Below are 23,558 nucleotides of genomic sequence, written 5' to 3'. Positions count from 1 at the left end.
AGGTTAACTAACTTCTTTTTTTTGCGTTATGCAAAGGTGCTTTACTAAATACAAGTGCCACTCCATAACCGAAACCAAAAAAATACTTACCTTACACCCAATAAGTGCCTCAGGTAGACTACATACCACCACTGCAAAAACTCCATGCGGTTTTCCGTTTTATGCTGTATAAGACAAACGCGAAATCTTTATTAGTTACTGCCGCCTTTGTTAGTTGGGCGTTGCTTCTGGCTAATATCCTTTTAGCTGCTGAGAGTACTCGGCAGGGTGGAGGACCTATGTTAGCCTTTCCTTATATCCACAACTTCCTGACGGTTATCTTTATTGCCTCAGTTTTTCTGTACCAGCGGCTTAGCGCAGAGAACTTAAAAGGAATTGATTTTATAGGCTACCTCTGGAATCTTTTCTCTAAGGCAGGCATAGCTGCTTACCTGAGCGTGGCGCTCTTCTTGGCATACAGGCTTACGACAGACTATGCCAACCTTACCTCTACCCTGCTGCTGCACATTGTATACCATGTCAACTTTGGGTTGTTGGTGCTTTTCCTGGCTAAGGCATTTTATATATGGCGGCAGTTGCTGCTATACCATAAAAACAAGTTTCTGCAAATTGCCTGGGATTGGTTCGAGCTGTTGTTGGGAGCCACCCTCCTGCTAACGCTATTTAACTTTAACTACACCAGCTATGTATTTCTGCCACTGCTGGCTTTACTGGTGTTTTATATTCTTTTTCTTTGTACCAACCTTAAGTGGGTGGCTTACCTCACCTTCAATAAAAAGAGTCGCTCGCTGGTGCTGTTGGGCGCTATTTTGCTTAGCTGCTACATCTTTGCCAGGTTCTTTTGGCAGTTTACCGATAGCAAAGAAATTTTAGTTGACTATACCGATGTGGGCTTTCTGCTACTGGCTATGCTCTTTGTCGGTTTGTATACGTTGGCGGCCTTTCTGGTTTCGCTGTTCAGCCTTCCTACTTCTAGCGTGTTTGAGCAAAAGAGCGAAGATCTGCTCAACTTCCAGCGCCTGAGCCAATCTATACAACAAGGGCAGAGCGAGGCGCAGGTGTACGACACGCTGTTTGAAAGTACAGTTAAGGCCTCTGACGCCAGCGCTGCCTGGTTAGAGGTTTCCAAAAACAACAACATGCAGACGTCGCACCTGCTCAATATCACACATGAGCAGATCAAAGCCATTAGCCACCTTTTACAAGCTTACAAGCTCCATAACATCGATTATATAAATAATAACCTCGACCGCAATCCTGGCTTCAAAGAACTGTCCTTGCCGTGGAAGTCGTTTATTATTTTACCCATTAAAACGAGTACAAGAACTTTCGGGATACTGTACTTGCTAAAGGACATTGAAAATGGCTTCGATCGTGAAACAATAAACGTATTGCGTACTTTCACAAACCAAACCATTTTAACAACAGAAAACCTTCGCCTTGTAGCTGAGTCCTTACAAAACGAACGTTATAAGGAGGAGCTTAAAATTGCGAGCCAGGTACAGGATAGCTTGATTCCAAAAACCTTCCCTGTTGATAGCTGGTTTGAGATAAGTACCCATGCTATGGCAGCAAAAGAAGTGGGTGGCGACTTTTATGACTTCCTGCAGCTGAGCGAGTCCAGGATAGCTATTATTATTGGCGATGTATCGGGCAAGGGTATCTCGGCGGCCTTCCATATGGCACAAATGAAGGGTATATTTCATGGCCTAATGCAACAGGACATGCCTCCGAGCGAATTTATGAAGCAGGCGAACAGTGCTCTGAGCCGCTGCCTTGAGAAAACTTCTTTTATCACTTCTGCGCTATATATCATAGATTACCGTATGAAGGGATTTATGTTTGCCAGAGCTGGGCACTGCCATACCCTGTATTACAACGCGATGATGGACGATGCCTTCTATTTTCAAACAGACGGCTTAGGACTTGGGATTATTCGCGATAAGAGCTACAGCAACCATATCCGAGAGATGTACTACGATTACAACCCTGATGATGTGATGGTTATCTACACAGACGGCATCATAGAAGCGCGTAGTCCAGAAAACGAGGAATATGGAGAAGATCGCTTGCAATACATGTTAAAGCAAACTTATCATCTAGAAGCTGACGATATAAAACATGCTATTATCAATGACTTATTGGATTTTACGGGTCCAGATAATCTGTACGATGACCAAACATTGCTCGTAATAAAGTTCAAGGACAGTCAACCAAACATATAGTTGCGACGTAAAGTATGCCCATGAAAATCACAAGAGAAACGAAAGACAACACCATCATTATTACCCTGGACGGTGAATTAGATGCCAGCTCATCGGTAGCGCTAGACGAAGAATTGTCTGATCCAGAAATTATGGCGCACAACAAGATTTTGGTAAATTGCGAAAATCTTAATTATATTTCCTCTGCAGGTTTAGGAGTGTTTATTTCACATCTGCAGCGTTTCGAGGATGCGCAAATCAAGCTTATCTTTTTTAACATGCAAGATAAGGTTCGCAACGTTTTCGAAATATTAGGTTTGGACCTGCTAATGACAATCGTATCAAACTACGAGGAGGCAATGACTATTGCTGATGAATAATCTGGTTAAGGTAAGTTGCTCTAAAAAAAATCTTAAGCTAATACGAGACTTTGTATCAGAGTATCTGCAGGCGCTTGCGCTTTCTGATATTCTGATGAACCAGATCGTATTGGCCGTAGATGAGATTTGCGCCAACCTGATTATTCACGCAAATAAAGAGGACACTTCCAAATATATTACGCTTTCAATTATAAAGAAAAAAGATGGTCTGGAGTTTCATATTTCAGACCACGGCATTGCTTTTCAGCGCTCCAACTATAAAGAGCCTAACATACAAGACAATGTTAAAACTGGCAAAAAAGGTGGTGTAGGCATAGCCCTTGTAAACCGTATAATGGACAGGGTGGAGTACACTTCTGACGGAGAAAAAAACACATGCCTGCTCTACAAAAAAATTAAATAAACTCTCACTACACACTTTTCTTTCTTACTGCCCGTTATCTGGAACAAAATCTGGAGCAATAGTATTATAGATATACTTTTTGACTCATCTGTCAGAAAATTTAAGTAAAATTGCACAGTCTGGCTTGTTCAGATCTACTAAGAGTTTGTTTTTAAATTATATATGCGCAGTAAACACCTACTTGTTGCGGCTGTTACGCTAGCCTTAGCTGGTTGTACCGCATCTAAGAAGTCCAACACCCAAGAACCTGTTCTCGCTACAATTGGCAACAAGCCTCTTTATGCTTCTGAATTCCGCTATGTGTATGAAAAAAACAACAGCGGTAACGAAGATGCCTACACCAAGAAAAGCCTAGAAGAGTACCTGCAGCTCTATACCAACTATAAATTGAAGGTAATGGAAGCTGAGCGTCAGGGCCTGGATACGGTTGTGTCTTTCAAGAGAGAGTTGGAAGGCTATAAAGAGCAATTGGCACAGCCGTATTTAACAGAAACAAGCGTAACCGACAAACTGGTTCGTGAAGCCTACGAGCGCCTGCAGAAAGAGGTAAATGCATCTCATATACTTATAAACTTGCCGCCTGATGCTGCTCCAGAAGACACGTTGGCGGCTTACAATCGTGTCTTAGCACTGCGTGAGCGTGTAGTGGCAGGAGAAGATTTCAGCAAGCTGGCCAGAGAATTTTCAGAGGACCCATCCGCAGCTGATAATGGAGGTAGCTTAGGCTATTTTACTTCCATGCAAATGGTATATCCTTTTGAGGATGCTGCCTATAAAACAGATCCTGGCCAAATTTCAATGCCTGTTCGTACGCGCTTTGGCTACCATCTTATTAAAGTAAATGATGTACGCAACGCTCTTGGCGAGGTAAAAGTGGCCCACATTATGGTGCGAGCTAACCCTGGTATTCCAAAGGCGGACTCTATTGCCGCAAAGCAACGCGTTGATGCAATTTATAAGCGAGTACAGCGCAATGAAGATTGGAATAAACTGGCATCTGAATTTTCTGAAGATGCTAGCACAGCGCCTAACGGAGGTGAACTGCCTTGGTTTGGTACAGGCAGAATGATTCCTTCGTTTGAAGAAGCTGCCTTTACGCTTCAGAATACAAACGAGGTAGCCAAACCTGTATATACTCCTTATGGCTGGCATATAATTAAACTGCTCGATAAGCGTGGCCTGCCATCTTACGACAGCATGGAGCAGAACCTTCGAAACAAAATAGCGAAAGACTCTCGTTCGGAGCTTAACAAGACAGCTTTTTTGAAGCGCATCAAAGTTGAGAACAATTTCGCAGAAAATTCTGCAACCAAAGAAGCAGCGTTAAGCAAGGCAACAGACGATCTACTGCAAGGCAATTGGAGCTACGATGCCAACGACAAAAGCTTAGCTGCCTCATTGTTCACAATACAAGGTAAGCCTTATTCTGTAGCTGATTTTTATGCATTTGCTAAAACAGCGCAGCGCCCGCGCGCCACTGGTACAGCGCAACATGCCATGACGTTGCTGTATAATGATTTTGTAAACAAAAGCTTGCTGGAGTACGAGAAGGAAAACCTAGAGAACAAGCACGAAGATTATCGTATGTTGGTGAAAGAGTATCATGATGGTATACTTTTCTTCCAACTTATGGGCGATAAAGTATGGACGAAGTCGGCGGAAGACTCTGTTGGCCTGCAGGCATACTTTGATAAGAATAAAGAAAAGTATAAGTGGGGAGAGCGCGTAGAGGCAACTGTTATTAGTGCTTCCGACAAACAGGTACTGCAACAAGTTCAGGAACAATTAGCCAATGGCCGCTATCTTGTAAATTCAGGTAAACCAACTGATATACTTTTCAAGGCAAACAGTTCGGCTTTGACTAAGGAGGCTACGGCTAAACTAGATGAACTAGCAGCTCGCCTTAAATCAAATCCAGAGTTAAGTGTAGATGTAAATGGACATGCAGACGCACGCGAAGCAGCTGGCAAAATCGATTTTTCGGCACAACGTGCACAGGCTGTGATGACATACTTAGTAGCGCAGAAAGTGCCGATCAGCCAGTTCCGTACCAACGTGCTGCAAAACAGCAAACAAGCTGGTCCAGACAATTCAGAAACAGGAAGAGGCCGTAACCGCCGCGTTTCTTTTACGCTATATTCTTCTAATCTGAAGACTTTGGCGAATAACCTGAACACCGACAATCCGTTGGCAGTACAAGTTTCTCAAAAGAAATTTCAGAAAGGAGAAAACAAAACTATTGATGCTGTTGCCTGGGAAAAAGGCACTTATACTATAACCCAAAACGGCAGGGAGTATTTAATTGTGATACACGATGTGCTTGCGCCTGCTTACAAGCAATTAAGTGAAGTGCGTGGCGCTGTTATATCAGATTACCAGAATTATCTGGAGCAAGAGTGGGTAGAAGAGCTTCGCAACAAATACTCGGTTAAGATAAATGAAGAGGAAGTAGAAAAGCTTATCAGAAACTAAGCAATTTTACATTTACTCTTCTTTGCAGCCACAAAATCAGAATAAAGCATTAATTTGTGCGTTTAATGAGCAGTACGCACCTGCAAAACATATTACAGACATTGAAGAAGATACAACATATTTCCAGAACTGCCTTTTTAGCCCTCTTTTTCACTTTTGCGACTGTAGCAGCTTTTGCGCAGGCTCCAGTGCAAAACAGAATAGACGGCATTATTGCAAAGGTAAATAACAACGTTATTCTGAAGTCGGACTTAGAGTTTGGCTATCAGCAGTATGTAGCGCAGCTACAGCAGCAAAAGCAGCAGCCTAGCCCTGACTTAAGGTGCCAGATACTGGAATCTATGCTACAGGATAAACTGCTTTTGGCTCGTGCCGAAATAGACTCTATCGTGGTAGAAGATGCTATGGTAACAGGCGAACTAGAACGAAGAATAAACTACCTTGCCTCGCAAGTTGGAGGTGTAGAACGCCTGGAGGCATACTATAACAAGAGCGCCAGACAACTGCGAGAAGATTTGCGTAAATCTGTACGTGAGCAATTAGTGGCTCAGCGAATGGAGCAGGACATTACTGCTAAAGTGTCTGTGACACCAAGAGAGGTACAAAACTATTTCAATGCCATTCCGCAAGATAGCTTGCCTTACTTCTCAAGCGAAGTTGAGTTAGGGCAGATTGTTAAAATAGCACAGGTAAGCAAGCAGCAAAAGCAAGAGGCACGCCAGCGGCTGGAGGCAATCCGTGCTCGTATTCTGGCAGGTGAAGAGTTTGCCGCACTAGCACGCCAGTTCTCACAGGACCCAGGTTCTGCTGCAAACGGCGGTGAGCTTGGCTTCTTTAAAAAGAGAGAACTGGTACCAGAGTATGAGGCAACAGCCCTTAAACTACAGCCTGGCCAGATATCTAATGTAATAGAATCTCAGTACGGCTTTCATATTATTCAACTGATAGAGAAGCGTGGTCAGGAGTTTAACACGCGCCACATTCTTATAAAGCCAGCTACAGCCACCATGGATATACAAGCTTCTATAGCTGAATTAGATAGTGTCCGTAATCTGATTATAAACGACAGCATCGCTTTTGCCAAAGCTGCAAAGGAGTTCTCTGAAGACAAGGAAACGCAGAACAACGGCGGTATGATTATCAGCCCAGCCACTGGTGCTACTTATACACCCATGGACCAGGTTGACCCAGCTATTTTCTTCTCTATTGATACACTACAGGTAGGCGAAATAACACGACCAATTACTTTCACAACGCCAGATGGAAGAGAGGCGGTAAGAATTATTTACCTAAAATCTAAAACAACTCCTCACCTGGCCAACCTGAAAGACGATTACCAGCGTATTGCTAATGCCGCATTGGCACAGAAAAGGGCAAAAGCTGTAGATGAATGGTTCCGAAAAAATCTGAATACCGTATACATCGAAATTGACCCAGCGTACAACGACTGTAACGTACTCCAACTAACGCAATAGCAAAAAATGGCGCAATTTTCCTCTGACAAAGAAGCAGCAGACGTTCTTTACCGATCTTACCAGGAACTGACTTCCGAAATTTCGAAAGTAATTGTAGGGCAGGAAGACGTAATAAGATTAGTACTCACAGCTGTTTTTTGTCAGGGGCATTGCCTTCTAGTTGGTGTGCCTGGTTTGGCGAAAACCTTGCTTATACATACCATCGCATCATCTTTGGATATGTCTTTTAACCGGGTGCAGTTTACGCCAGACCTAATGCCTTCTGATATAGTTGGCGCAGAAACCCTGGACAAAGACCGTAACTTCAAGTTTGTGACAGGCCCTGTTTTTGCTAACATTGTACTTGCCGACGAAATAAACCGTACACCACCTAAAACACAGGCAGCCCTGCTTGAGGCCATGCAGGAACATGCGGTAACGGTGGCTGGCAAACGCTACGACCTGCCAAAGCCTTTCTTTGTATTGGCTACGCAAAACCCTATCGAGCAGGAAGGAACTTATCCTCTACCAGAGGCACAGCTAGACCGTTTCATGTTTAACATCATGCTTGGCTACCCAAGTTATGAATCGGAGCTTCAAATTGTTAAAAACACAACGGGGGCAGTAAAATCTAGTTTAAACAAAGTTTTACATGCTGATGACATACTTGCTTTTCAGCAGCTGGTTCGCAGAGTGCCAGTGGTTGACAATGTAGTAGAGTATGCCGTAAAGTTGGTGCACAAAACAAGGCCTAACTCGCCAATGGCATCTAAACAAGCTAATCAGTTCTTGGAGTGGGGCGCAGGCCCTAGGGCATCTCAAAACCTGATAGTTGCTGCTAAGTGCAACGCACTTATAAACGGCAAGTATACACCAGACATTGAGGACGTACAGGCTGTAGCTTTACCTATACTTCGTCACCGTATTGTACGCAACTTTAAAGCTGAGGCAGAAGGCATTACAGTAGAGCAGCTTATTCAAGACCTGCTGTAATTTCTCCGCTTATACTTGCTTTGTGAGCGTTTGGTAATCAAACAAAATAGCCAATAAGGCTCAGCACATTGCAAGTAAGCCAAATTGGTGTATTTTTGTGCCTATAAACCTTTCAAGTAAACATATGGAAGCGGTTGCCCTTTTCTCACGCTTTAAAGACAATTTAGATCTTATAGTTTATGCCTTCAACTCTAAGTTAGAGGTACGCACAATGCCTTATAATACTTCTGTTCCGCTAGAGATTAACCTGCTAGCTGACATACTTCGCCTGCATGGCTTAGAGTATACATCTAACACACCAGGAGCTTTGGCTGTTAATGGTTTTCAGCAGTGGCTTTTACAAAACGAGGCTGCCGTTAGCGATGTAATGCAGCGTGTGCTGAACGATAAAAAAGCCTATATGAGAACACAGCAGGGCGTTGTACTGCAAAAAGAAATGTTGATCAGAAGGCTGGAGTTCTTTAACGAAACAGCACATACCCTTGCTGTTATGATTAAGCAGCAGAACCTGGCTAGTCCACGTCACTTTAGCTATCCTTTATTGAACGGATAAAGAAATCAACTTGCATAAACCAAAAAGCGCCAATAGTTATCAGCTATTGGCGCTTTTTGGTTTATGCATTTATGAAGAGAGATGCTAGCAAAGGTTTAACATCCTTAACCATACTTGCTGTTTCTCTTAAAGCATGTTGCTTAAGCAGATTCCCTGATAGTAGTATGCCCGTCTTTAGCATGTTTCAGGTCTAAGTTGCCCTCTGGTTGCTCTTTCATAGAATCATCTGCTTTGCCTCCCATAGGTCCTTTGGCAATTGTGATGCCACCATCTACCATATAATGCGAGCCCGTAACAAAAGAAGCCTCGTCAGAAGCCAGGAACAGGTAAACATTGGCGACCTCTTCTGGTGTACCTCTTCGGCCAACTAGGTTAGCCTGCGTGTTCATCTTTTCCATCTCTGCATCCATCGGGCCTGTCTCCTTGTGCGTCCAGGTGGTATCTATTGGGCCTGGACCTACAATGTTTGCCCGCACGCCAAACTGTGCCTGTTCGGCAGCAATACCTTTGGTAAAGGCTATGTTGAAAGCTTTGGTGCCTCCGTAAGGTGTATTCTGAGGTATACCTAACACACCAGCCTCTGAGCCCGCCGTCACGATGTTTCCTTTTGTTTTCTGCAGTTCTGGCAGCGCCGCCTTAGACATGGCAAAGGTAGTTTTACAGTTGTTCTTAAACATATAGTCAAAGGCTTCCTCTGTATAGTCGGTCACAAGGTTTGTTTCTGGAAACACACCTGCGTTGTTGATAAGTATATCTAGCTTACCGTATTGCTTTACAGCAAGGTCTACACAACTTTTCGCGTTAGCCTCCAAAGACAAGTCTCCAGTAAAAGCAATAGCCGTATTACCAGCTTCCTGAATCTCTTTGGCAACGTCTTCTACAGGGTCTTCTGGAAAGCCAGCCACTACCACTTTGGCTCCCTCTTGAGCAAATTTCTTACAGATGGCTTCGCCTATACCTGCGCCACCGCCTGTTACGATGGCTACTTTTCCTTCTAGTCGTTTCATAGCTTTTGGTTAAATTAATGTCACTACATTAAAAACGGCAGAAACAGTAGGCTTGTTGGCAAAAACTGATTTAAGTGGTTAACTGTACATTTTTTTCCGTTTAGCGTATGAAGAGAAAAGGAGCCTCGGCTACAGAATTTTGAATCTATTTTTATGAACCTACTTTACAACACTTTCCTACCCTCTATCGAAAGCCAAATCAGCACCGAAAATTTATTGCTGAGACCGTACCAGGAAGGCGATGAGGGAAAGTTTATGCAGCTATTGCATGAAAACACAGAAGCACTGACACCTGCCTTTGTTGGAAGATTAGGCCGAGTAAGAGTGTTGGAAGATGCGCGGGTACAAGTGCGCCAATTGCAGACCTTTTGGGAAAACAGGAAAGAATTTGATTTTGGAGTTTGGTTAAAAGAAACCGAAAGCTACATTGGCGACATCTGTATTAAGAACCTAGACTATAAAGTACCAAAGGCGGAGGTAGCCCTATACTTTACAGGACTCCCCGAAACACAACAACAGGTACAGGAAGCGCTAAGAGCAATCGTAAAGTTTGCCTTCGATTCACTAAAGCTCAACAAGCTTTACATGCGTTGCACGATCACAAATAAGTTTTATGGAGAACTTGCCCAGGCAACTGGCTTCCAGAACGAAGGGCTGTTCCGAAACGATTTTAGAGGAACTGATTCAGACGAGCTGCTAGACGTAAGTTACTACGGCATCACGCGCAGCGATTATGAACAATCAGTGGAACAACAAGCAAATATAAATTCTGAAGCCCTAGCTTAAGGCCTATCTCTAGAGTATACTTGAGTTTGATCTTGTTTTTGCTAGTAAAGCTTCAAAACCAGAGTAAGGCAAGCACCTTTAATGACAACTTGCTCTTAAGCTCATGAAACAAAGTATAAGCTTTTGTATTTAGCTCAACGCTTATCTTTTGCCAAAAAGAACTCTGTGTTAAAGTTTAGGTAAAAAGAATTGGAAAACTCTAACTGAGGATCGTTAAAGTCTATGAAAGGCTCTAGCCTTAGCGTCAGGAACAGGTTATCCAGAATTTCAATGTCCTTCATAAAGCGCAGAATCAGTAGCCTGCGTTCCTGCTCTATATAATCAGGGTTTTTGTAAGTAGTAGAAGCTGATTGATATAGCCGCCCACCAAGCTGATTGACATAGCCACTACCCTGCCAGTAGCTTAGCATAACGTTCTGATATTTTGTGTCTACGCCAGCATTTAAGTACAAGCCGCTACCCTGCGAAAACGGAAGCTGGAATTCATTTGAGAAATCTTTAAAACCGAGCAGGTAGTTCTTTGTGTACAGCCTGTGCAGAAAGTTCTGGTTGTACTCCTTTTCCAACTCCAGGCCCACAGCAACATTTACCACCGTAAGCAATGGCAAATCCGAAGCGTCGATCTGACCACCTTTATGCTGTGCCGTAAACTGCAAAGGCAGCGCTACACGCACAGTATCTTCTTCGCTTTTTCTGCCTACCCGCTCCAGCAGCGCAATAGTTGAACTTATACCTCCATTAATAACCTCCCGCTCTGGATCAGCTCTGTAAATCATCTTGTTCCAATCAATCCAGGCATCCATGCGTAAACGATCTGTATTTAAAAGAAACTGCATCCCGTTCTCAAGCCTATTATTTATTAATCGTTCAAAATCGTAGAGCGGCTCTATGTAACCATGGCTCAGGTTGCCCTCTAATGTACCAAATAATAAGGCCCAGTTGTTCTGCTCTATTTTAGCAGTAAAAGTAGGTGCTATTTGTTGGTAACCAGAGCTTCCGAAATCTTTCCACATAAATGCTCCTGCCTCTACCCGTACAAAAGAAGCAGGATAATATATAAGTTTCGGGTTAAGGTGGTACCCAAATAAAGTGTAGCCATCAGCTATACTGTTGAAGTACTCGTTATTTTTGCTGAACCCGAAAACATTGACACCAAATCTAATTTCATTAGCATTTTCCTCATTTACAGGTATATGCCACTGAAGTGCATCGTTGTTAAGTTGGGCACTAGCCAAACCACTGCTAAACAATACATATAGGCAAAAAAGGAGCTTAAATAACTTCATAAAAAAGAGGAGATAATGGCACAAAAAAGCAGTAGTAGATGTTATAATCAGACAGCGATAATCAACTAAAATAATTAGCAAAATAGTTGCTAGCTTTTTTGCAAGTTGCTGTTGAAAGTCGTAATTTCACCTTCAATATAAAGCTATATAATTTAACACACATGAGCGTAAGCAACGAAAAACTTAAGGCCCTACAGCTAACGATTGACAAGCTTGACAAGACCTACGGTAAAGGCACAGTTATGAAACTGAGCGATAACCACGTAGAAGATGTGCCAGCTATCTCGACAGGCTCACTTGGGCTTGACATTGCGTTGGGCATTGGCGGTTTGCCAGCAGGGCGTATAGTTGAGATCTACGGCCCAGAATCTTCTGGTAAAACAACGCTTACTATGCACGCCATTGCAGAAGCACAAAAAGCAGGTGGCTTGGCAGCTTTTATCGATGCGGAGCATGCGTTCGACAAAGCATACGCCAGAAAACTTGGAATTGATACAGAAAACCTACTGATCTCTCAGCCAGACAACGGTGAGCAGGCGCTAGAGATCGCTGATCACCTGATTCGTTCAGGTGCTATAGATATTATTGTTATTGACTCTGTTGCCGCACTTGTTCCAAAAGGCGAGTTAGAAGGCGACATGGGTGATAGCAAAATGGGTCTGCAGGCACGTTTAATGTCGCAGGCGCTTCGTAAGCTTACTGGTACCATCAACAAAACAGGATGCTGCTGTATATTCATCAACCAGCTGCGTGAGAAAATCGGTGTGATGTTTGGTAATCCAGAAACTACTACTGGTGGTAATGCACTTAAATTCTATGCGTCTGTACGTCTGGATATCCGTCGTATTGGCCAGATAAAAGAGAGTGCCGACAACATTACAGGTAACCGTACCCGTGTGAAGGTGGTGAAAAACAAAGTAGCGCCTCCTTTCAAAGTTGTAGAGTTTGATATAATGTACGGTGAGGGCATCTCTAAAGTAGGTGAGATTCTGGACCTTGGTGTTGAGCTGGGCATTGTACAGAAATCAGGATCTTGGTTCTCTTACAACGGCGATAAATTAGGCCAGGGCCGCGATGGTGTTAAAAACATCTTGCAGGACAACCCAGAACTGATGGAAGAGATTGAGGGCAAAATAAGAGCTCTTGTAAAAGGTGAGCCAGAGAAAGTAGCTGCCGCATTAGAAGACACTACAGGAGAATGAACCTTGTTCCCAAACCTTAAGTAATAAAAAAGGTGCCTTACATAAGGCACCTTTTTTTATTTATAACAAGTTGAAATACATAGTTAAACTTGCTACTTTAAAAGTGCGAGAGCCAGTTGGTATAAAACTTGATAAGAGTTAAGGTGAGCGAACCTTAAACAGAGATGTAGATGAGAAAGATATTACTTGTAGCTGTATTAATTGTGCTGGTGGTGTGCGGTTTTGCAACGAAAAGCACTGTTAGCAATAGACAGAATGAAAGTTTTACAACAGGCGAAGTTCTGAAATACAAAGTTCATTATGGCATTATTACAGCAGCTGAGGCAGTAATAGACACCTCTCCTACCATTTATTATGTAAATAATAGGCCTTGCTACCGTGCCACTGTGCACGGCAAAAGCAACAGCTCTTTTGACTTCTTTTTAAGAATACGCGATACCTGGCAGTCTTACATAGACACCGCAGCCCTTATACCACAGCGCTCATTCCGCAACATAGAAGAGGGCAAATATCGCAAAAAAGAGACAGCAACTTTCAACCACTACAACAATACTGTTTTGGTAGAAACACAAAAAAAGTCTAAAGACAAGACATTTGAAAATTTTAAGGTACCAGCAGACGTGCAGGACATTGTAAGTGGGTTTTACTATCTACGCACCTTAGATTATCAAAAATATCGCATAGGCGACGTCATAAAAGTAAAGGGCTTTTTTGACGATGAAGTGTTTAATATGGATGTAACCTATAAGGGTCGCGCTACAGTAAGCACCTTGGCTGGTGATATAAAAGCCATAAAACTTGTTCCTAAAATGCCTAGCAATAAACTCTTTAATGGTGAAGACGCCATCATAGTTTATCTGTCAGACGATAAAAACAAGATACCAGTGCTTATACAGGCCCAGATGTTTGTAGGCTCTGTTAAGGTAGACCTGTACGAATACAAGAACCTACGGCACAAGATGTACTTAGCAAACAGATAAAAAGAGAAGGGCCAGCAAATGCTGGCCCTTCTCTTTTTATCTGTTCAATGTTAAGAAAATATTATGATTTCATAACCTCAGTTTAAAATGAAACATAGTACTTTATCTTTGTAGTAGCAATATTGATAGTAGCGTAGGATTCTGAGAGCAAAAGCTAAAGCCTTAACAAAAAATATTAGTTTTAAGAAAGCCAGGCCTTGTTCAAAGTTAACCATAACACACTTAATCCTCATATCGTGCAACCTTCAACAAATTACAAAATTTTAGTAGTAGACGATGACTCAGACATTGTTGAACTACTGCAGTACAACCTGACCCGGGAAGGCTATGAAGTAGCACAGGCAGACAACGGCAAGAAAGCTATTACTGTAGCACAGCATTTTAAACCCGACATTATATTAATGGATGTTATGATGCCTGTAATGGACGGCATTGCGGCATGCAGACAGTTACGGGAAATGAACGAGTTCCGCAACACGCACGTCATTTTCCTGACGGCACGGGCAGAGGAGTTCTCCGAAGTGGCCGCCTTTGACGCTGGAGCAGACGATTTTATAACTAAGCCCATAAAACCACGCGCCTTACTTAGCCGCTTAGCAGCGTTTACCCGTCGTGAGGCACAGAACGAAGAACAGGAACAGGTAATAGAAATCAGTGGCCTGCGTATTGACCGCACCAGTTTTGCCGTGTACAAAGGCGAAGACAAAATTACATTACCTAAAAAAGAATTTGAATTATTATCTTTCCTGGCTGCTACGCCAAACAAAGTTTATACAAGAGAAGAGCTTCTGAATAATGTTTGGGGTAACGATGTATATGTTATTGCCCGAACGGTGGATGTACACATCAGAAAAGTGCGGGAAAAAATAGGAGAAGATAATATTAAAACCATAAAAGGTGTCGGTTATAAGTTTAACACCGACTAATGCATGAATTTAAACTCGCGTACGCTTGCTCTTTTAATATCACTGGCGGTAGCACTTGTGCTTACCGCCTTTCTTGCTTTAGCCAGATACTTCTCCTTCGAGGGAATTATAGTTGCGCTGGCGATAGTGTTTATCGCATGCTTTCTGCTGATACATTTCTCCTATGAGGCACTGGTTTTCCGTGAAATAAAAAACATATACTCCAGCCTTGAGAAAATAAAGAAGCAGGACTACAAAAGGGCGGAAAGCAAGTCCACATTTACCGCCGACCCGCTTAAAAGGATAAAGGATGACATTTACCAGATAGCCGAGCGCAAGCAGCAAGAGATAGACGAACTAAAGCACTTACAAGACATGCGACGGGAGTTTTTGGCCGATGTATCGCATGAACTGAAAACACCTATTTTTGCTGCCCAGGGCTTTATACATACCTTACTAGATGGCGCCATGGACGACCCAAATGTGCGCGATAAGTTTCTGCAGAAAGCTGCCAAGAGCCTTGACGGGCTAGATGCTCTGGTGCAAGACCTGATCAGTATCTCTCAGTTTGAGAAAGGGGTGGTAAAGATGCAGAAGCGAAACTTTGATGCTGCTCAATTGATACGTGAAGTTTTCGAACAGTTGGAGCAGAAAGCAAGCATGCACCAAGTAACACTGCACCTTGAAGCTACTCCTGACGAACAAATTATGCTCTATGCAGACCCTAACCGTATGCGGCAGGTATTTATCAACTTAATAGATAATGCTATAAAGTATGGAAGAAAGGGAGGCAACATCTGGGTTACGTTTGATGAGGGCCGCAAGAAGTATACTATTACCGTAAAAGATGACGGCAAAGGCATAGCACTGGAGCACATAAACCGTATTTTCGAGCGCTTTTACCGTATCGACAAAAGCCGCGCCCGCGACACTAGCAGCACTGGTTTAGGGCTTGCCATTTGCAAGCACATTGTGGAGGCGCACCGATCTTTTATAGCTGTAAAAAGTGTGGTGGACAAAGGCACTACTCTTCGCTTTAAACTTCTGAAGGCAAAGAAGGAGTAGCACCATGATAGAGCATTCTTCTTGAAACCTGATGACTGGAGAACAGGATGAAAATTTCATTTCTTGTTTAGCCACAGGTATTTTATATATTCAAACTTACACCTGTAGTTGCTGCATATAAGATGCCCCAACGGGTACACAATTCCCTCTTATACACACCTGGTGGCGTTCTATCTTTTCTACTTTGTCTTTAGCGACAATATAAGAACGGTGCACACGGGAGAACCTATCAGTTGGAAGAAGTTCACACACTTCACTTATTGTCATCCGGGTTAAAAGCTTTTTGCTTTCCAGCACAAAGGTGATGTAATTACCAGCAGCCTCTAAGTATAAGATTTCATCATAAAGCACCTTTACCTGCTCGTAACCTACTTTTAGAAAGATATTATCTTTTGGAGCAACCGATGCACTTCGTAGCTGCAACAGCTCTTGTGCTTTGTTGCAGGCTTTCACAAACCTGGCCAGTGAAAAAGGCTTCAGCAGATAATCGGTGGCATCTAGCTCAAAACTGACAACTGCGTGTTCGGAATAGGCGGTGGTAAAAATGACCAGTGGCTTTTTCTGCAGGCTCGTCACAAATTCCAAACCTGTAATATCAGGCATCTTAATGTCCAGGAAGAGCAGGTCTACAGGCTCATGCTGCAAATACTCCAGCGCTTTAAAGGCGTCCGTAAAGCAAGCCTCTAGTTCCAGGTAAGGTACTTTGGCAGCAAGCGACCGTACCACCTCCAGCGCCATTGGCTCATCATCTATCGCAATTGCTTTCATGTTCTTTGTCCGTTTGCAAGCTTAAGATACACCTTTCCACCATATTTACCACCTACTGTAAATGCTTTACAACTGCAGCGTCAGGTGCACAAAATACTCTTCGGATGTTTCTCTTATCACTAACTCGTGCTTTGCAGGGTACAGCAAAGCCAGGCGCTGCTTCACATTCTCCAATCCTATACCCGACTGATCCTTTTCTGGGTCTTGCTCCTGCTTAGGATGCGTGCTGTTATATACATCGAAGTACAGGTTGTTATCCTTGCAGTGCAGCGTTATTCTAATCCAGGACTTATGCTTTAAACTTATACCGTGCTTAAAGGCATTCTCTACAAACGGAATGAGCAGCATCGGCGCTATAAACTTCTCTTCCAGCACATCTTCTATTTTAGCCTCAATGCTGATATCTGGCGATGTAGATACCCGTAGCGACTGCAACTCGATGTAGTTTCGCATGTACTCTATCTCACGCGAAAGCAGAATTTTCTGTTGGTGGTTTTCATGAATCATAAACCGCATCATGTCGCCGAGCATTTGTATACCTTGTGCGGTGCGTTCGCTGTTTTCTTGCAAAGCAGTACCGTACAGCGTATTGAGGGCATTAAACAAAAAGTGCGGGTTAATTTGAGAACGCAGAAACTGAAGATCTGCCGTAGTTTGCCCGAGCTCTTTCTTTAAAGTAACAATTTGGTTCATTTTCTTTTTACCTGCTCTGTGAACCAACCATGACAACGTACCAATTACAAACAGTTGCCCAATCCAAAATATAAAAAATATTTCTTCTTCAAAGTTGTTTATGATAGCACAGAAAACGAGCACGAAAGGAATGATAAGCAACAACGAATAAGAAAGTAACTTAACCAAGTATGGCCAAAGCAGCTTGCTATTCAGTTCATATTCTGGCAAAAGTATATACCTGTTCAAGGCGTATAAGAAATAAGCACAAGGTACCATTGTAAACCAAAATGCCCATACATCTTCGTCATACGAAAACGTAATTAGCAGCAATACACCTATCCATATGCTTCCTACTATCTGCACATCCCGCTTTACATCAGGCATAATACCTTCAACACTTCTTTCATGAAGCATGTAGTACTTCTTGGCTGCTTCTTTTATAAAAATGTATAGCGTGTAGCCTCCAAGTAGTACAATTATCAGCACCAGGTTTTTAAAGAAGAAGTAACCAAACCCCACCTGCATATATCCTTTGTACCAAGTGTCGGTAACTGAAAAAGAGATAACAACACCAAAGTAAACCAGCAGCCCGAGGAGTACCATTAAGGTATAGTCCTTTTTCAGGTAGAGCTTTGGATAAATATAAAAATTAACGATCAGAAAGGATAGGTATACTGTGAGGTAATAAGCCAGCAATGGGTAAGTATGGTGCTGTAGGTAATCGAAGCGCAGGCCTCTTTCTAGAAAGTGCTGGCCGTAGTATTGCATGTCATAGTTATCGTAGCGGCTAAGAATACTTGCCGCCTCCTGCACAAAGCTGAAAATGATAAAGATAAAAACCCCTGTTATTACCCAAAACTCAATTTTTCTGTAACGCATCGTCGTGTTTTTGTTTTGATACAATCTTACAGGTAAGTTCTAAAGCAGAAAAATAAATGTGATGAAGATGGCAAAAGATGTGATGAAACGGGAGAAACCGCTTAATGTAAAGTGATGAACAGGAATGAAAATACAAGATCGCACATCAACCGCTGCAGACAACAGAGCACGTAAAAATTCAGTATCTTTGCAAAATAAACAGCTGTAAACCTTAGCTGTAACTGAATTTATAGTATAAGTAGATGAAATATCCTGTCTTTAAAGACCTAATCATATTTGAGAATGATGAGTACCTGGTGGTGAACAAGCCGCCTTTTCTGGCTACGCTGGAAGACCGCACGCCGAACACGACCAACCTTCTTAAACTTGCAAAGCAGCACAACCCTGACCTTCAGGCCTGCCACCGTTTGGATAAGGACACCTCGGGTTGTTTGGTGTTTGCCAAAAGCCCAGAGACGTACCGCCACGTGGCCATGCAGTTTGAGGCGCGCGAGGTGTATAAAGTATACCATGCCGTTGCCAACGGTATCCATAAATTTGAGGACGAACTGGTGAACAGGTCTATTTTTCCGAGTGCCAAAGGCGTGGCGAAACTTACGCCAAAAGGAAAACCTGCTGAGACGTACTTTACCACCCTAGAGAACTATAGCCGCCATACGTTGGTGGAGTGTATGCCTGTAACAGGCCGCCTGCACCAGATACGCATACACCTGTCTTTCCTGAAAGCTCCTATTGTAGGCGACGAACTATATGGCGGTGAAAACGTGTACCTGAGCAGCCTGAAACGAGGCTTTAACCTAAAGCAGCAAACGGAGGAACAACCGCTAATCAAGCGTTTTGCACTCCACTCCCAAACTATCGGCTTTACGCTATTAGACGGTGAGAAAGTAAAAGTAGAGGCTCCTTACCCTAAAGATTTTGCTGTGCTGGTGAAGCAGCTACGAGCACATTCTTAACTCTGGTAAAAGAACTAAAAGGCAAAAGACAAACTTGCACTTCTCTTTTGTCCTTTGCCTTTTAGCCACCTTGATAAATTGCCAACTGTACCTCCGCCTACTTATCTTTTGTCATTCAAAAGACTTTTGTCAAGCCTCAACCTACCCGCAGCACAATTTTGCCTATATTCTTGTTCTGCTCCATGTACCGATGCGCCTCGGCTACATCTTTCCAATCAAATACAGAATCAACGACAGGCTTTATATCGCCACTTTCGAAGAGAGGTAAAGCAAAAGCGCTCATTTCCTCCGTCAGTTTTACCTGGTATTCTCTAGAGCGGGAGCGTAAGGTGGAGCCAATTACCTGCAGCCGCTTCGCCAATATTTTGCGCAAATCCAGTTCATCTATCTTCCCGCCGCCAAGTGTAGCCAGCATTACCAATCTACCGTCGGTGCGGAGACAGTCGAGGTTCTTTTTGAAGTAGGGCCCTCCTATAAAATCCACGATTACATCGACGCCCTCTGAGTTGGTATGTGCCAGCACGGCATCATCAAAAGATACATCTTTATAGTTTATAGCTTTGTTTGCTCCTAAATCGAGGCAGGCCTGTAATTTATGTTCAGATGCTGTTACCAGCACCTCCGCATTTAGCGCGCGCGCCAGCTGTATCGCAGCCGTACCTACGCCACTGGCTCCTGCATGAACTAACACGTGCTCTCCTGCCTGTAGCCTTCCAAGCCACACCAACGCCTGATAAGCCGTTAGAAACACTTCAGGTATGGCAGTTGCCTCTTCCATGCTTAGATGGGCAGGTACAGGCATGGCCATGGCTTCGCTTATGATGGCATACTCTGCGTAGCCACCGCCTGGTAGCAAACCAAATACCTTGTCGCCTTTTTTAAACCTGCTGCAGTTTATACCTGCCTCTACCACCTCCCCTGCCATCTCCAGCCCCAGTAGCGGACTCGCACCCTTTGGCGGCGGGTACTTACCTTCACGCTGTAGTGTATCAGCTCTGTTCAAGGCAGTGGCATGCACCCGCACTAACAGTTCGTTAGAGTTCGGCAGAGGCTGCTCATATTCCCCTAGTTCCAGCTGCTCTGGTCCGCCAGGTTGTTTTACAAGTATCGCTTTCATTCGTAAGATTTTAGAAGTTAGAGATTAGATGTTAGACTTCTAATAATAGACGCAAGATAAGCTGGTAAAGATATTTTAACAGCCACCACGCCTTTTTCTGGGTTAATGAGCATCCATAAGTTCATGATAATAAATATTTTAAAATATCCTCCAAGCGCATTGACTTTATTACGAAATATTCGTAATTATACGGAAATATCGTAATACTATGGAAAAGTTAACACAACAGGAAGAGGAGGCTATGCAGATAATCTGGGAGTTAGATGGCGGGTTCATCAAGGATTTTCTGGAACGGCTGCCTGAGCCGAAACCGCCTTACACCACACTGGCCTCTACTGTAAAGAACCTTGAGAAAAAGGAATACCTCTCCAGCGAGAAGTTTGGGAACACCTACCGCTACACGCCTATCATCAAAGCCGAAGACTACAAAAAGCGCTTCATGAAAGGCTTTGTAGGAGACTACTTTAAAAACTCCTACAAAGAACTCGTGGCCTTTTTCGCTAAAGAAAAGCAGATAAGCGCAGCCGAACTGAAAGAGATTATTGACATGATCGAAAACAAAAAAACAGAATGATATGCCAAGCCTGATCTTATACTTGCTGAAAGTAAACGTAGCCCTGGTACTATTTTACCTGGCGTACTTCTTTGTGCTGCGCAGGCTTACTTTCTATACTTTAAATCGCTGTTTTCTGATTTTTGGAATAGCTTTTTCTACGGTTTATCCTTTTATAGATCTTTCTAAATTGATGGCAGAAAACAAGCAACTAACCCAAAAATTGGTTGCTGTATCGCCTGAATGGTATTACATAGAGCCGCAACCTAAACAGGCTCCTGCTGCTTTTGATGTATGGCAATTGCTCATACTAATTTTCTGGTTTGGAGTGGGCGTGCTACTTGTACGTTTTGCTCTACAGCTGCTATCGCTGTATAGGCTGTATCTGCAGTCGAAAAATGCGCAGCTGCATGGCTTTAACTATAGGCGGGTACAGCAGGACATCAATCCCTTCTCCTTCTGGCGGTCAATCTTTCTAAATCCTGCCAAGTATCAGCCAGAAGAACTGGTGCCTATACTTCGGCACGAGCAGGTGCATGTAAAAGAGTGGCACACACTGGATGTGCTGCTGTCGGAGCTGAGCACGGTTTTCTACTGGTTTAACCCAGGCGCCTGGCTCATGAAACTCGCTATAAAACAAAACCTTGAGTTTATCGCCGATAGTAAGGTACTGCAAAGCGGCCTCGACAGCAAAGCTTACCAGTACAGCCTAATCAGGGTCAGCGGCCTATCTCAAGGCTCAGCAATTGCCAATAACTTCAATTTTTTAACTATAAAACAACGCATAGCTATGATGAACAAGAATCCGAGTACCAAAACAAACCTGCTCCGATTTCTGGTGGTAGTACCTGTTGCTACTGCTCTTGTGCTTGCTTTTAATGGTGTGGCTCAAACTAAAGAACAATCTGCGGTGCAAGACCAAAAAATTACAAGAGTTGTCACTGAAAAAAGAACAAATAATACAGCAGAATATATAGAGGTTGCCCCAGATGTTTATGTGAAGAACAACCTTGACCTCGAATATACCAGTTGGTCTGCGCCAAACACATTGGTGATTAAACTCAGAAATGGAAAAGAAGAAACCTATCTATTAAATAACGAACAGGATTTAGCAGACGCCAACAGAAGGTATGGCGTAAAGTTGACTTCTAACGATAAAGGCGAGTCATCTTCGGAAGACACAGCTCAAGGTAAAACAGCCACTCCCAATCCTTATAGCAATTATGTTATAACAAACCCAGTAGGGAGCTTTGAGGAGAAGCGGGTGATTTCAGGTGACAAAATTACGATTAAATCAAAGTCTGGTGATACAGAAACTTACAATTTAAAAGACAAGCAAAGTGTAGATGCGCTTGAAAAAAAGTATGGTAAGCTGCCGCCACACATCAAAACCGGCCTACAAGATCCACAGCAGCAAACGCCCAGCGTACCAAAGCATGTAAGGGAATTTCTGGAGAAGAACCCTACTGTGGAAAACCTGCATTGGGAAGAAGGCAAAATTGTGTTGCACCTGAAATCTGGCCAAAAAGAAACATATGATTTTAAGGATAAAGAAAGTATAGCTGCGGCCGAGAAGAAATACGGAGCTTTGCCATTACCTCCACCGCCGCCGCCCGCTCCACCAGTACCTGCCGAGGCACCGCTACCCCCTCCTCCACCGCCAGCGTTGCCTGCGCCGCCGCCTCCTCCACCTGCACAACAGAATAAGCAGCAGGACTTGCGTTCATCCAGAGACTATCAAACTTTCCTAAAACAGAACCCTTCAGTAAGTGATATTTCCTTGCTATCGGGCGGGAAGGTGGTTGTCAAACTGAAATCAGGAAAGGAGGAAATATACCAACTAAACGATAAGCAAAGTATAGCCGGAGCTGAGAAGAAGTATGGCAGACTGCCCGATTCGCCACCAATCGTAAAGCGAGATAAAGAAATTAAGAAGTACGCTCCGCCAGTGGTAAAACGAGATAAACAGGTAGAACCTCCATATATTCCAGACGAAGCCAATCAAACAGAAGAATACAAGTCATTTTTAAAACGGAACCCAAAAGTGCAGCAAGTAGGCTGGACTTTAAGAAATGAAGGCGAAAACAAAATACGCCTCATTCACTTATACCTTAAATCGGGCACAGAAGAAGTTTATAACCTGTACGACAGCAACAATGTTACTCAAGCAGAGAATAAATATGGTGAACTTCCTCCTCTTCCTCCTCCGCCACCTCCTGTGAGGATAAAAGAAGAGTAAAGTTAATTCTCAAACAAATGTCTCTAAAGGTGACCGACTGTGTCTTTAGAGACATTTGTTTGAGAATAATACAAATTAACAATCACTTTAACTTACTATTTCCCTGTTACACAGTATATTTCTACACAATCTATTGCATATCAAAAAAGTATATTGTATCTTTGTGACCATTTTTCGAGAACCGAAAGAAATTAATAGTTAAATAAAAACCGCTTACAACCACTAAAAATGGATCATTTAAGTTACAAGACCTTGCACATCAGCAAAAAGTCAGCCAACAAAGGCTGGGTGATTGTTGATGCTGGACAAGGAAACTTGGGTCGCGTGGCGTCTGAAATCGCCAAGATCCTGAAGGGCAAGAACAAGCCCTCATACACGCCTAATGCTGACTGCGGCGACAACGTAATCGTTATCAACTCTGACAACGTACGTTTCTCTGGCCGTAAGTGGGATCAGAAGTACTACCTGACGCACACTGGTTACCCAGGTGGTCAGAAGAAGACTTCTCCACGTGAGCTTAAGGCTAAATCATCAACGCTGCTTGTAGAGCGCGCGGTTCGTGGCATGTTGCCTAAAGGACCACTAGGTCGCGAGCTTTTTAGAAATCTTCATGTTTTTACAGGAAGCGAGCATCCTTTTGCAGCTCAGCAGCCTAAAGAATTAACCCTCAACATTTAATTA

The 23,558-nt window shown here is 43.2% G+C and carries 21 protein-coding genes; 16 read left to right on the top strand and 5 right to left on the bottom strand.

Features of this window, described 5'->3' with window-relative positions; translation table 11 throughout:
• Positions 1-161 precede the first annotated feature (161 nt).
• The 7 genes from LN893_RS03690 (at position 162) to LN893_RS03660 (ending at position 8,459) form a co-directional block, all read left to right on the top strand.
• Positions 162-2,225 (top strand): GAF domain-containing SpoIIE family protein phosphatase, encoded by a 2,064-nt coding sequence (locus LN893_RS03690; RefSeq protein WP_229968414.1) that lies wholly within the window; start codon positions 162-164, stop codon positions 2,223-2,225.
• Positions 2,226-2,245: 20 nt separating this feature from the next.
• Positions 2,246-2,584: an STAS domain-containing protein gene (locus LN893_RS03685; protein WP_229968413.1), complete on the top strand. Its 339-nt coding sequence runs from the start codon at positions 2,246-2,248 to the stop codon at positions 2,582-2,584.
• The gene (locus tag LN893_RS03680; RefSeq protein ID WP_229968412.1) at positions 2,577-2,987 is read left to right on the top strand and encodes an ATP-binding protein; all 411 of its coding nucleotides are present in this window, start codon (positions 2,577-2,579) and stop codon (positions 2,985-2,987) included. The genes LN893_RS03685 and LN893_RS03680 overlap by 8 nt, the downstream gene beginning before the upstream one ends.
• A gap of 162 nt (positions 2,988-3,149) precedes the next feature.
• On the top strand, positions 3,150-5,459 hold the full coding sequence (locus LN893_RS03675) for a peptidylprolyl isomerase (protein WP_229968411.1): 2,310 nt from the start codon (positions 3,150-3,152) through the stop codon (positions 5,457-5,459).
• Between the two features lie 101 nt (positions 5,460-5,560).
• Positions 5,561-6,934: a peptidylprolyl isomerase gene (locus LN893_RS03670; RefSeq protein ID WP_229968410.1), complete on the top strand. Its 1,374-nt coding sequence runs from the start codon at positions 5,561-5,563 to the stop codon at positions 6,932-6,934.
• A gap of 6 nt (positions 6,935-6,940) precedes the next feature.
• Positions 6,941-7,906: an AAA family ATPase gene (locus LN893_RS03665; protein WP_229968409.1), complete on the top strand. Its 966-nt coding sequence runs from the start codon at positions 6,941-6,943 to the stop codon at positions 7,904-7,906.
• Positions 7,907-8,030: 124 nt separating this feature from the next.
• On the top strand, positions 8,031-8,459 hold the full coding sequence (locus LN893_RS03660) for a hypothetical protein (RefSeq protein ID WP_229968408.1): 429 nt from the start codon (positions 8,031-8,033) through the stop codon (positions 8,457-8,459).
• Between the two features lie 140 nt (positions 8,460-8,599).
• Here the strand turns inward: LN893_RS03660 and LN893_RS03655 are convergent, their stop codons facing one another.
• The gene (locus tag LN893_RS03655; RefSeq protein ID WP_229968407.1) at positions 8,600-9,466 is read right to left on the bottom strand and encodes an SDR family NAD(P)-dependent oxidoreductase; all 867 of its coding nucleotides are present in this window, start codon (positions 9,464-9,466) and stop codon (positions 8,600-8,602) included.
• Positions 9,467-9,619: 153 nt separating this feature from the next.
• Here LN893_RS03655 and LN893_RS03650 point away from each other — a divergent pair, with 153 nt between their 5' ends.
• Positions 9,620-10,252 carry a GNAT family N-acetyltransferase gene (locus LN893_RS03650; RefSeq protein WP_229968406.1) on the top strand — a complete coding sequence of 211 codons (633 nt, stop codon included), beginning with the start codon at positions 9,620-9,622 and terminating at the stop codon, positions 10,250-10,252.
• Positions 10,253-10,386: 134 nt separating this feature from the next.
• Here LN893_RS03650 and LN893_RS03645 read toward each other — a convergent pair whose 3' ends face one another.
• Positions 10,387-11,487, bottom strand: a complete 1,101-nt coding sequence (locus LN893_RS03645) for a lipid A deacylase (RefSeq protein ID WP_229968405.1) — start codon at positions 11,485-11,487, stop codon at positions 10,387-10,389.
• A gap of 212 nt (positions 11,488-11,699) precedes the next feature.
• On the opposite strand from LN893_RS03645, the gene recA reads away from it, so the two are divergent.
• The 4 genes from recA to LN893_RS03625 all read left to right on the top strand — a co-directional run bounded on the left by recA (position 11,700) and on the right by LN893_RS03625 (position 15,690).
• Positions 11,700-12,740 carry a recombinase RecA gene (gene recA, locus LN893_RS03640; protein ID WP_229968403.1) on the top strand — a complete coding sequence of 347 codons (1,041 nt, stop codon included), beginning with the start codon at positions 11,700-11,702 and terminating at the stop codon, positions 12,738-12,740.
• A gap of 170 nt (positions 12,741-12,910) precedes the next feature.
• Positions 12,911-13,720, top strand: coding sequence for a DUF3108 domain-containing protein (locus LN893_RS03635; protein WP_229968401.1), 810 nt, complete (start codon positions 12,911-12,913; stop codon positions 13,718-13,720).
• A 236-nt stretch (positions 13,721-13,956) separates the two neighbouring features.
• Positions 13,957-14,646, top strand: coding sequence for a response regulator transcription factor (locus LN893_RS03630; RefSeq protein WP_229968399.1), 690 nt, complete (start codon positions 13,957-13,959; stop codon positions 14,644-14,646).
• A gap of 3 nt (positions 14,647-14,649) precedes the next feature.
• Positions 14,650-15,690: a sensor histidine kinase gene (locus LN893_RS03625; protein ID WP_229968397.1), complete on the top strand. Its 1,041-nt coding sequence runs from the start codon at positions 14,650-14,652 to the stop codon at positions 15,688-15,690.
• Between the two features lie 96 nt (positions 15,691-15,786).
• Here the strand turns inward: LN893_RS03625 and LN893_RS03620 are convergent, their stop codons facing one another.
• Complete coding sequence (locus tag LN893_RS03620; protein WP_229968395.1) at positions 15,787-16,458, bottom strand: LytR/AlgR family response regulator transcription factor; 672 nt, start codon at positions 16,456-16,458, stop codon at positions 15,787-15,789.
• Positions 16,459-16,524: 66 nt separating this feature from the next.
• A complete protein-coding gene (locus tag LN893_RS03615) occupies positions 16,525-18,012 on the bottom strand; it encodes a histidine kinase (protein ID WP_229968394.1) in 1,488 nt (495 codons plus the stop codon).
• Between the two features lie 242 nt (positions 18,013-18,254).
• Between LN893_RS03615 and LN893_RS03610 the strand changes: the two genes are divergently transcribed.
• The gene (locus tag LN893_RS03610; RefSeq protein ID WP_229968392.1) at positions 18,255-18,968 is read left to right on the top strand and encodes an RluA family pseudouridine synthase; all 714 of its coding nucleotides are present in this window, start codon (positions 18,255-18,257) and stop codon (positions 18,966-18,968) included.
• 136 nt (positions 18,969-19,104) lie between these two features.
• Here LN893_RS03610 and LN893_RS03605 read toward each other — a convergent pair whose 3' ends face one another.
• Positions 19,105-20,085 (bottom strand): NAD(P)H-quinone oxidoreductase, encoded by a 981-nt coding sequence (locus LN893_RS03605; protein WP_229968390.1) that lies wholly within the window; start codon positions 20,083-20,085, stop codon positions 19,105-19,107.
• Positions 20,086-20,293: 208 nt separating this feature from the next.
• On the opposite strand from LN893_RS03605, the gene LN893_RS03600 reads away from it, so the two are divergent.
• From LN893_RS03600 to rplM, 3 genes are all read left to right on the top strand, one after another.
• Positions 20,294-20,659, top strand: a complete 366-nt coding sequence (locus LN893_RS03600; protein ID WP_229968387.1) for a BlaI/MecI/CopY family transcriptional regulator — start codon at positions 20,294-20,296, stop codon at positions 20,657-20,659.
• 1 nt (position 20,660) lies between these two features.
• Positions 20,661-22,877, top strand: coding sequence for a M56 family metallopeptidase (locus tag LN893_RS03595; RefSeq protein WP_229968385.1), 2,217 nt, complete (start codon positions 20,661-20,663; stop codon positions 22,875-22,877).
• Positions 22,878-23,105: 228 nt separating this feature from the next.
• The gene (gene rplM / locus LN893_RS03590; RefSeq protein ID WP_229968383.1) at positions 23,106-23,555 is read left to right on the top strand and encodes a 50S ribosomal protein L13; all 450 of its coding nucleotides are present in this window, start codon (positions 23,106-23,108) and stop codon (positions 23,553-23,555) included.
• Positions 23,556-23,558 lie beyond the last annotated feature (3 nt).

The organism is Pontibacter harenae, from assembly GCF_020907245.1.
Classification (GTDB): Bacteria; Bacteroidota; Bacteroidia; order Cytophagales; family Hymenobacteraceae; genus Pontibacter; species Pontibacter harenae.
Note: the sequence above shows the minus strand (reverse complement) of the source record. Positions and strands in the feature narration are given on the sequence as shown.

Coding starts and splice junctions, on each gene's coding strand:
- LN893_RS03690 (WP_229968414.1), top strand. CDS start 162: ATGCTGTATAAGACAAACGCGAAATCTTTATTAGTTACTGCCGCCTTT.
- LN893_RS03685 (WP_229968413.1), top strand. CDS start 2,246: ATGAAAATCACAAGAGAAACGAAAGACAACACCATCATTATTACCCTG.
- LN893_RS03680 (WP_229968412.1), top strand. CDS start 2,577: ATGAATAATCTGGTTAAGGTAAGTTGCTCTAAAAAAAATCTTAAGCTA.
- LN893_RS03675 (WP_229968411.1), top strand. CDS start 3,150: ATGCGCAGTAAACACCTACTTGTTGCGGCTGTTACGCTAGCCTTAGCT.
- LN893_RS03665 (WP_229968409.1), top strand. CDS start 6,941: ATGGCGCAATTTTCCTCTGACAAAGAAGCAGCAGACGTTCTTTACCGA.
- LN893_RS03660 (WP_229968408.1), top strand. CDS start 8,031: ATGGAAGCGGTTGCCCTTTTCTCACGCTTTAAAGACAATTTAGATCTT.
- LN893_RS03655 (WP_229968407.1), bottom strand. CDS start 9,466: ATGAAACGACTAGAAGGAAAAGTAGCCATCGTAACAGGCGGTGGCGCA.
- LN893_RS03650 (WP_229968406.1), top strand. CDS start 9,620: ATGAACCTACTTTACAACACTTTCCTACCCTCTATCGAAAGCCAAATC.
- recA (WP_229968403.1), top strand. CDS start 11,700: ATGAGCGTAAGCAACGAAAAACTTAAGGCCCTACAGCTAACGATTGAC.
- LN893_RS03635 (WP_229968401.1), top strand. CDS start 12,911: ATGAGAAAGATATTACTTGTAGCTGTATTAATTGTGCTGGTGGTGTGC.
- LN893_RS03625 (WP_229968397.1), top strand. CDS start 14,650: ATGAATTTAAACTCGCGTACGCTTGCTCTTTTAATATCACTGGCGGTA.
- LN893_RS03620 (WP_229968395.1), bottom strand. CDS start 16,458: ATGAAAGCAATTGCGATAGATGATGAGCCAATGGCGCTGGAGGTGGTA.
- LN893_RS03615 (WP_229968394.1), bottom strand. CDS start 18,012: ATGCGTTACAGAAAAATTGAGTTTTGGGTAATAACAGGGGTTTTTATC.
- LN893_RS03610 (WP_229968392.1), top strand. CDS start 18,255: ATGAAATATCCTGTCTTTAAAGACCTAATCATATTTGAGAATGATGAG.
- LN893_RS03605 (WP_229968390.1), bottom strand. CDS start 20,085: ATGAAAGCGATACTTGTAAAACAACCTGGCGGACCAGAGCAGCTGGAA.
- LN893_RS03600 (WP_229968387.1), top strand. CDS start 20,294: ATGGAAAAGTTAACACAACAGGAAGAGGAGGCTATGCAGATAATCTGG.
- LN893_RS03595 (WP_229968385.1), top strand. CDS start 20,661: ATGCCAAGCCTGATCTTATACTTGCTGAAAGTAAACGTAGCCCTGGTA.
- rplM (WP_229968383.1), top strand. CDS start 23,106: ATGGATCATTTAAGTTACAAGACCTTGCACATCAGCAAAAAGTCAGCC.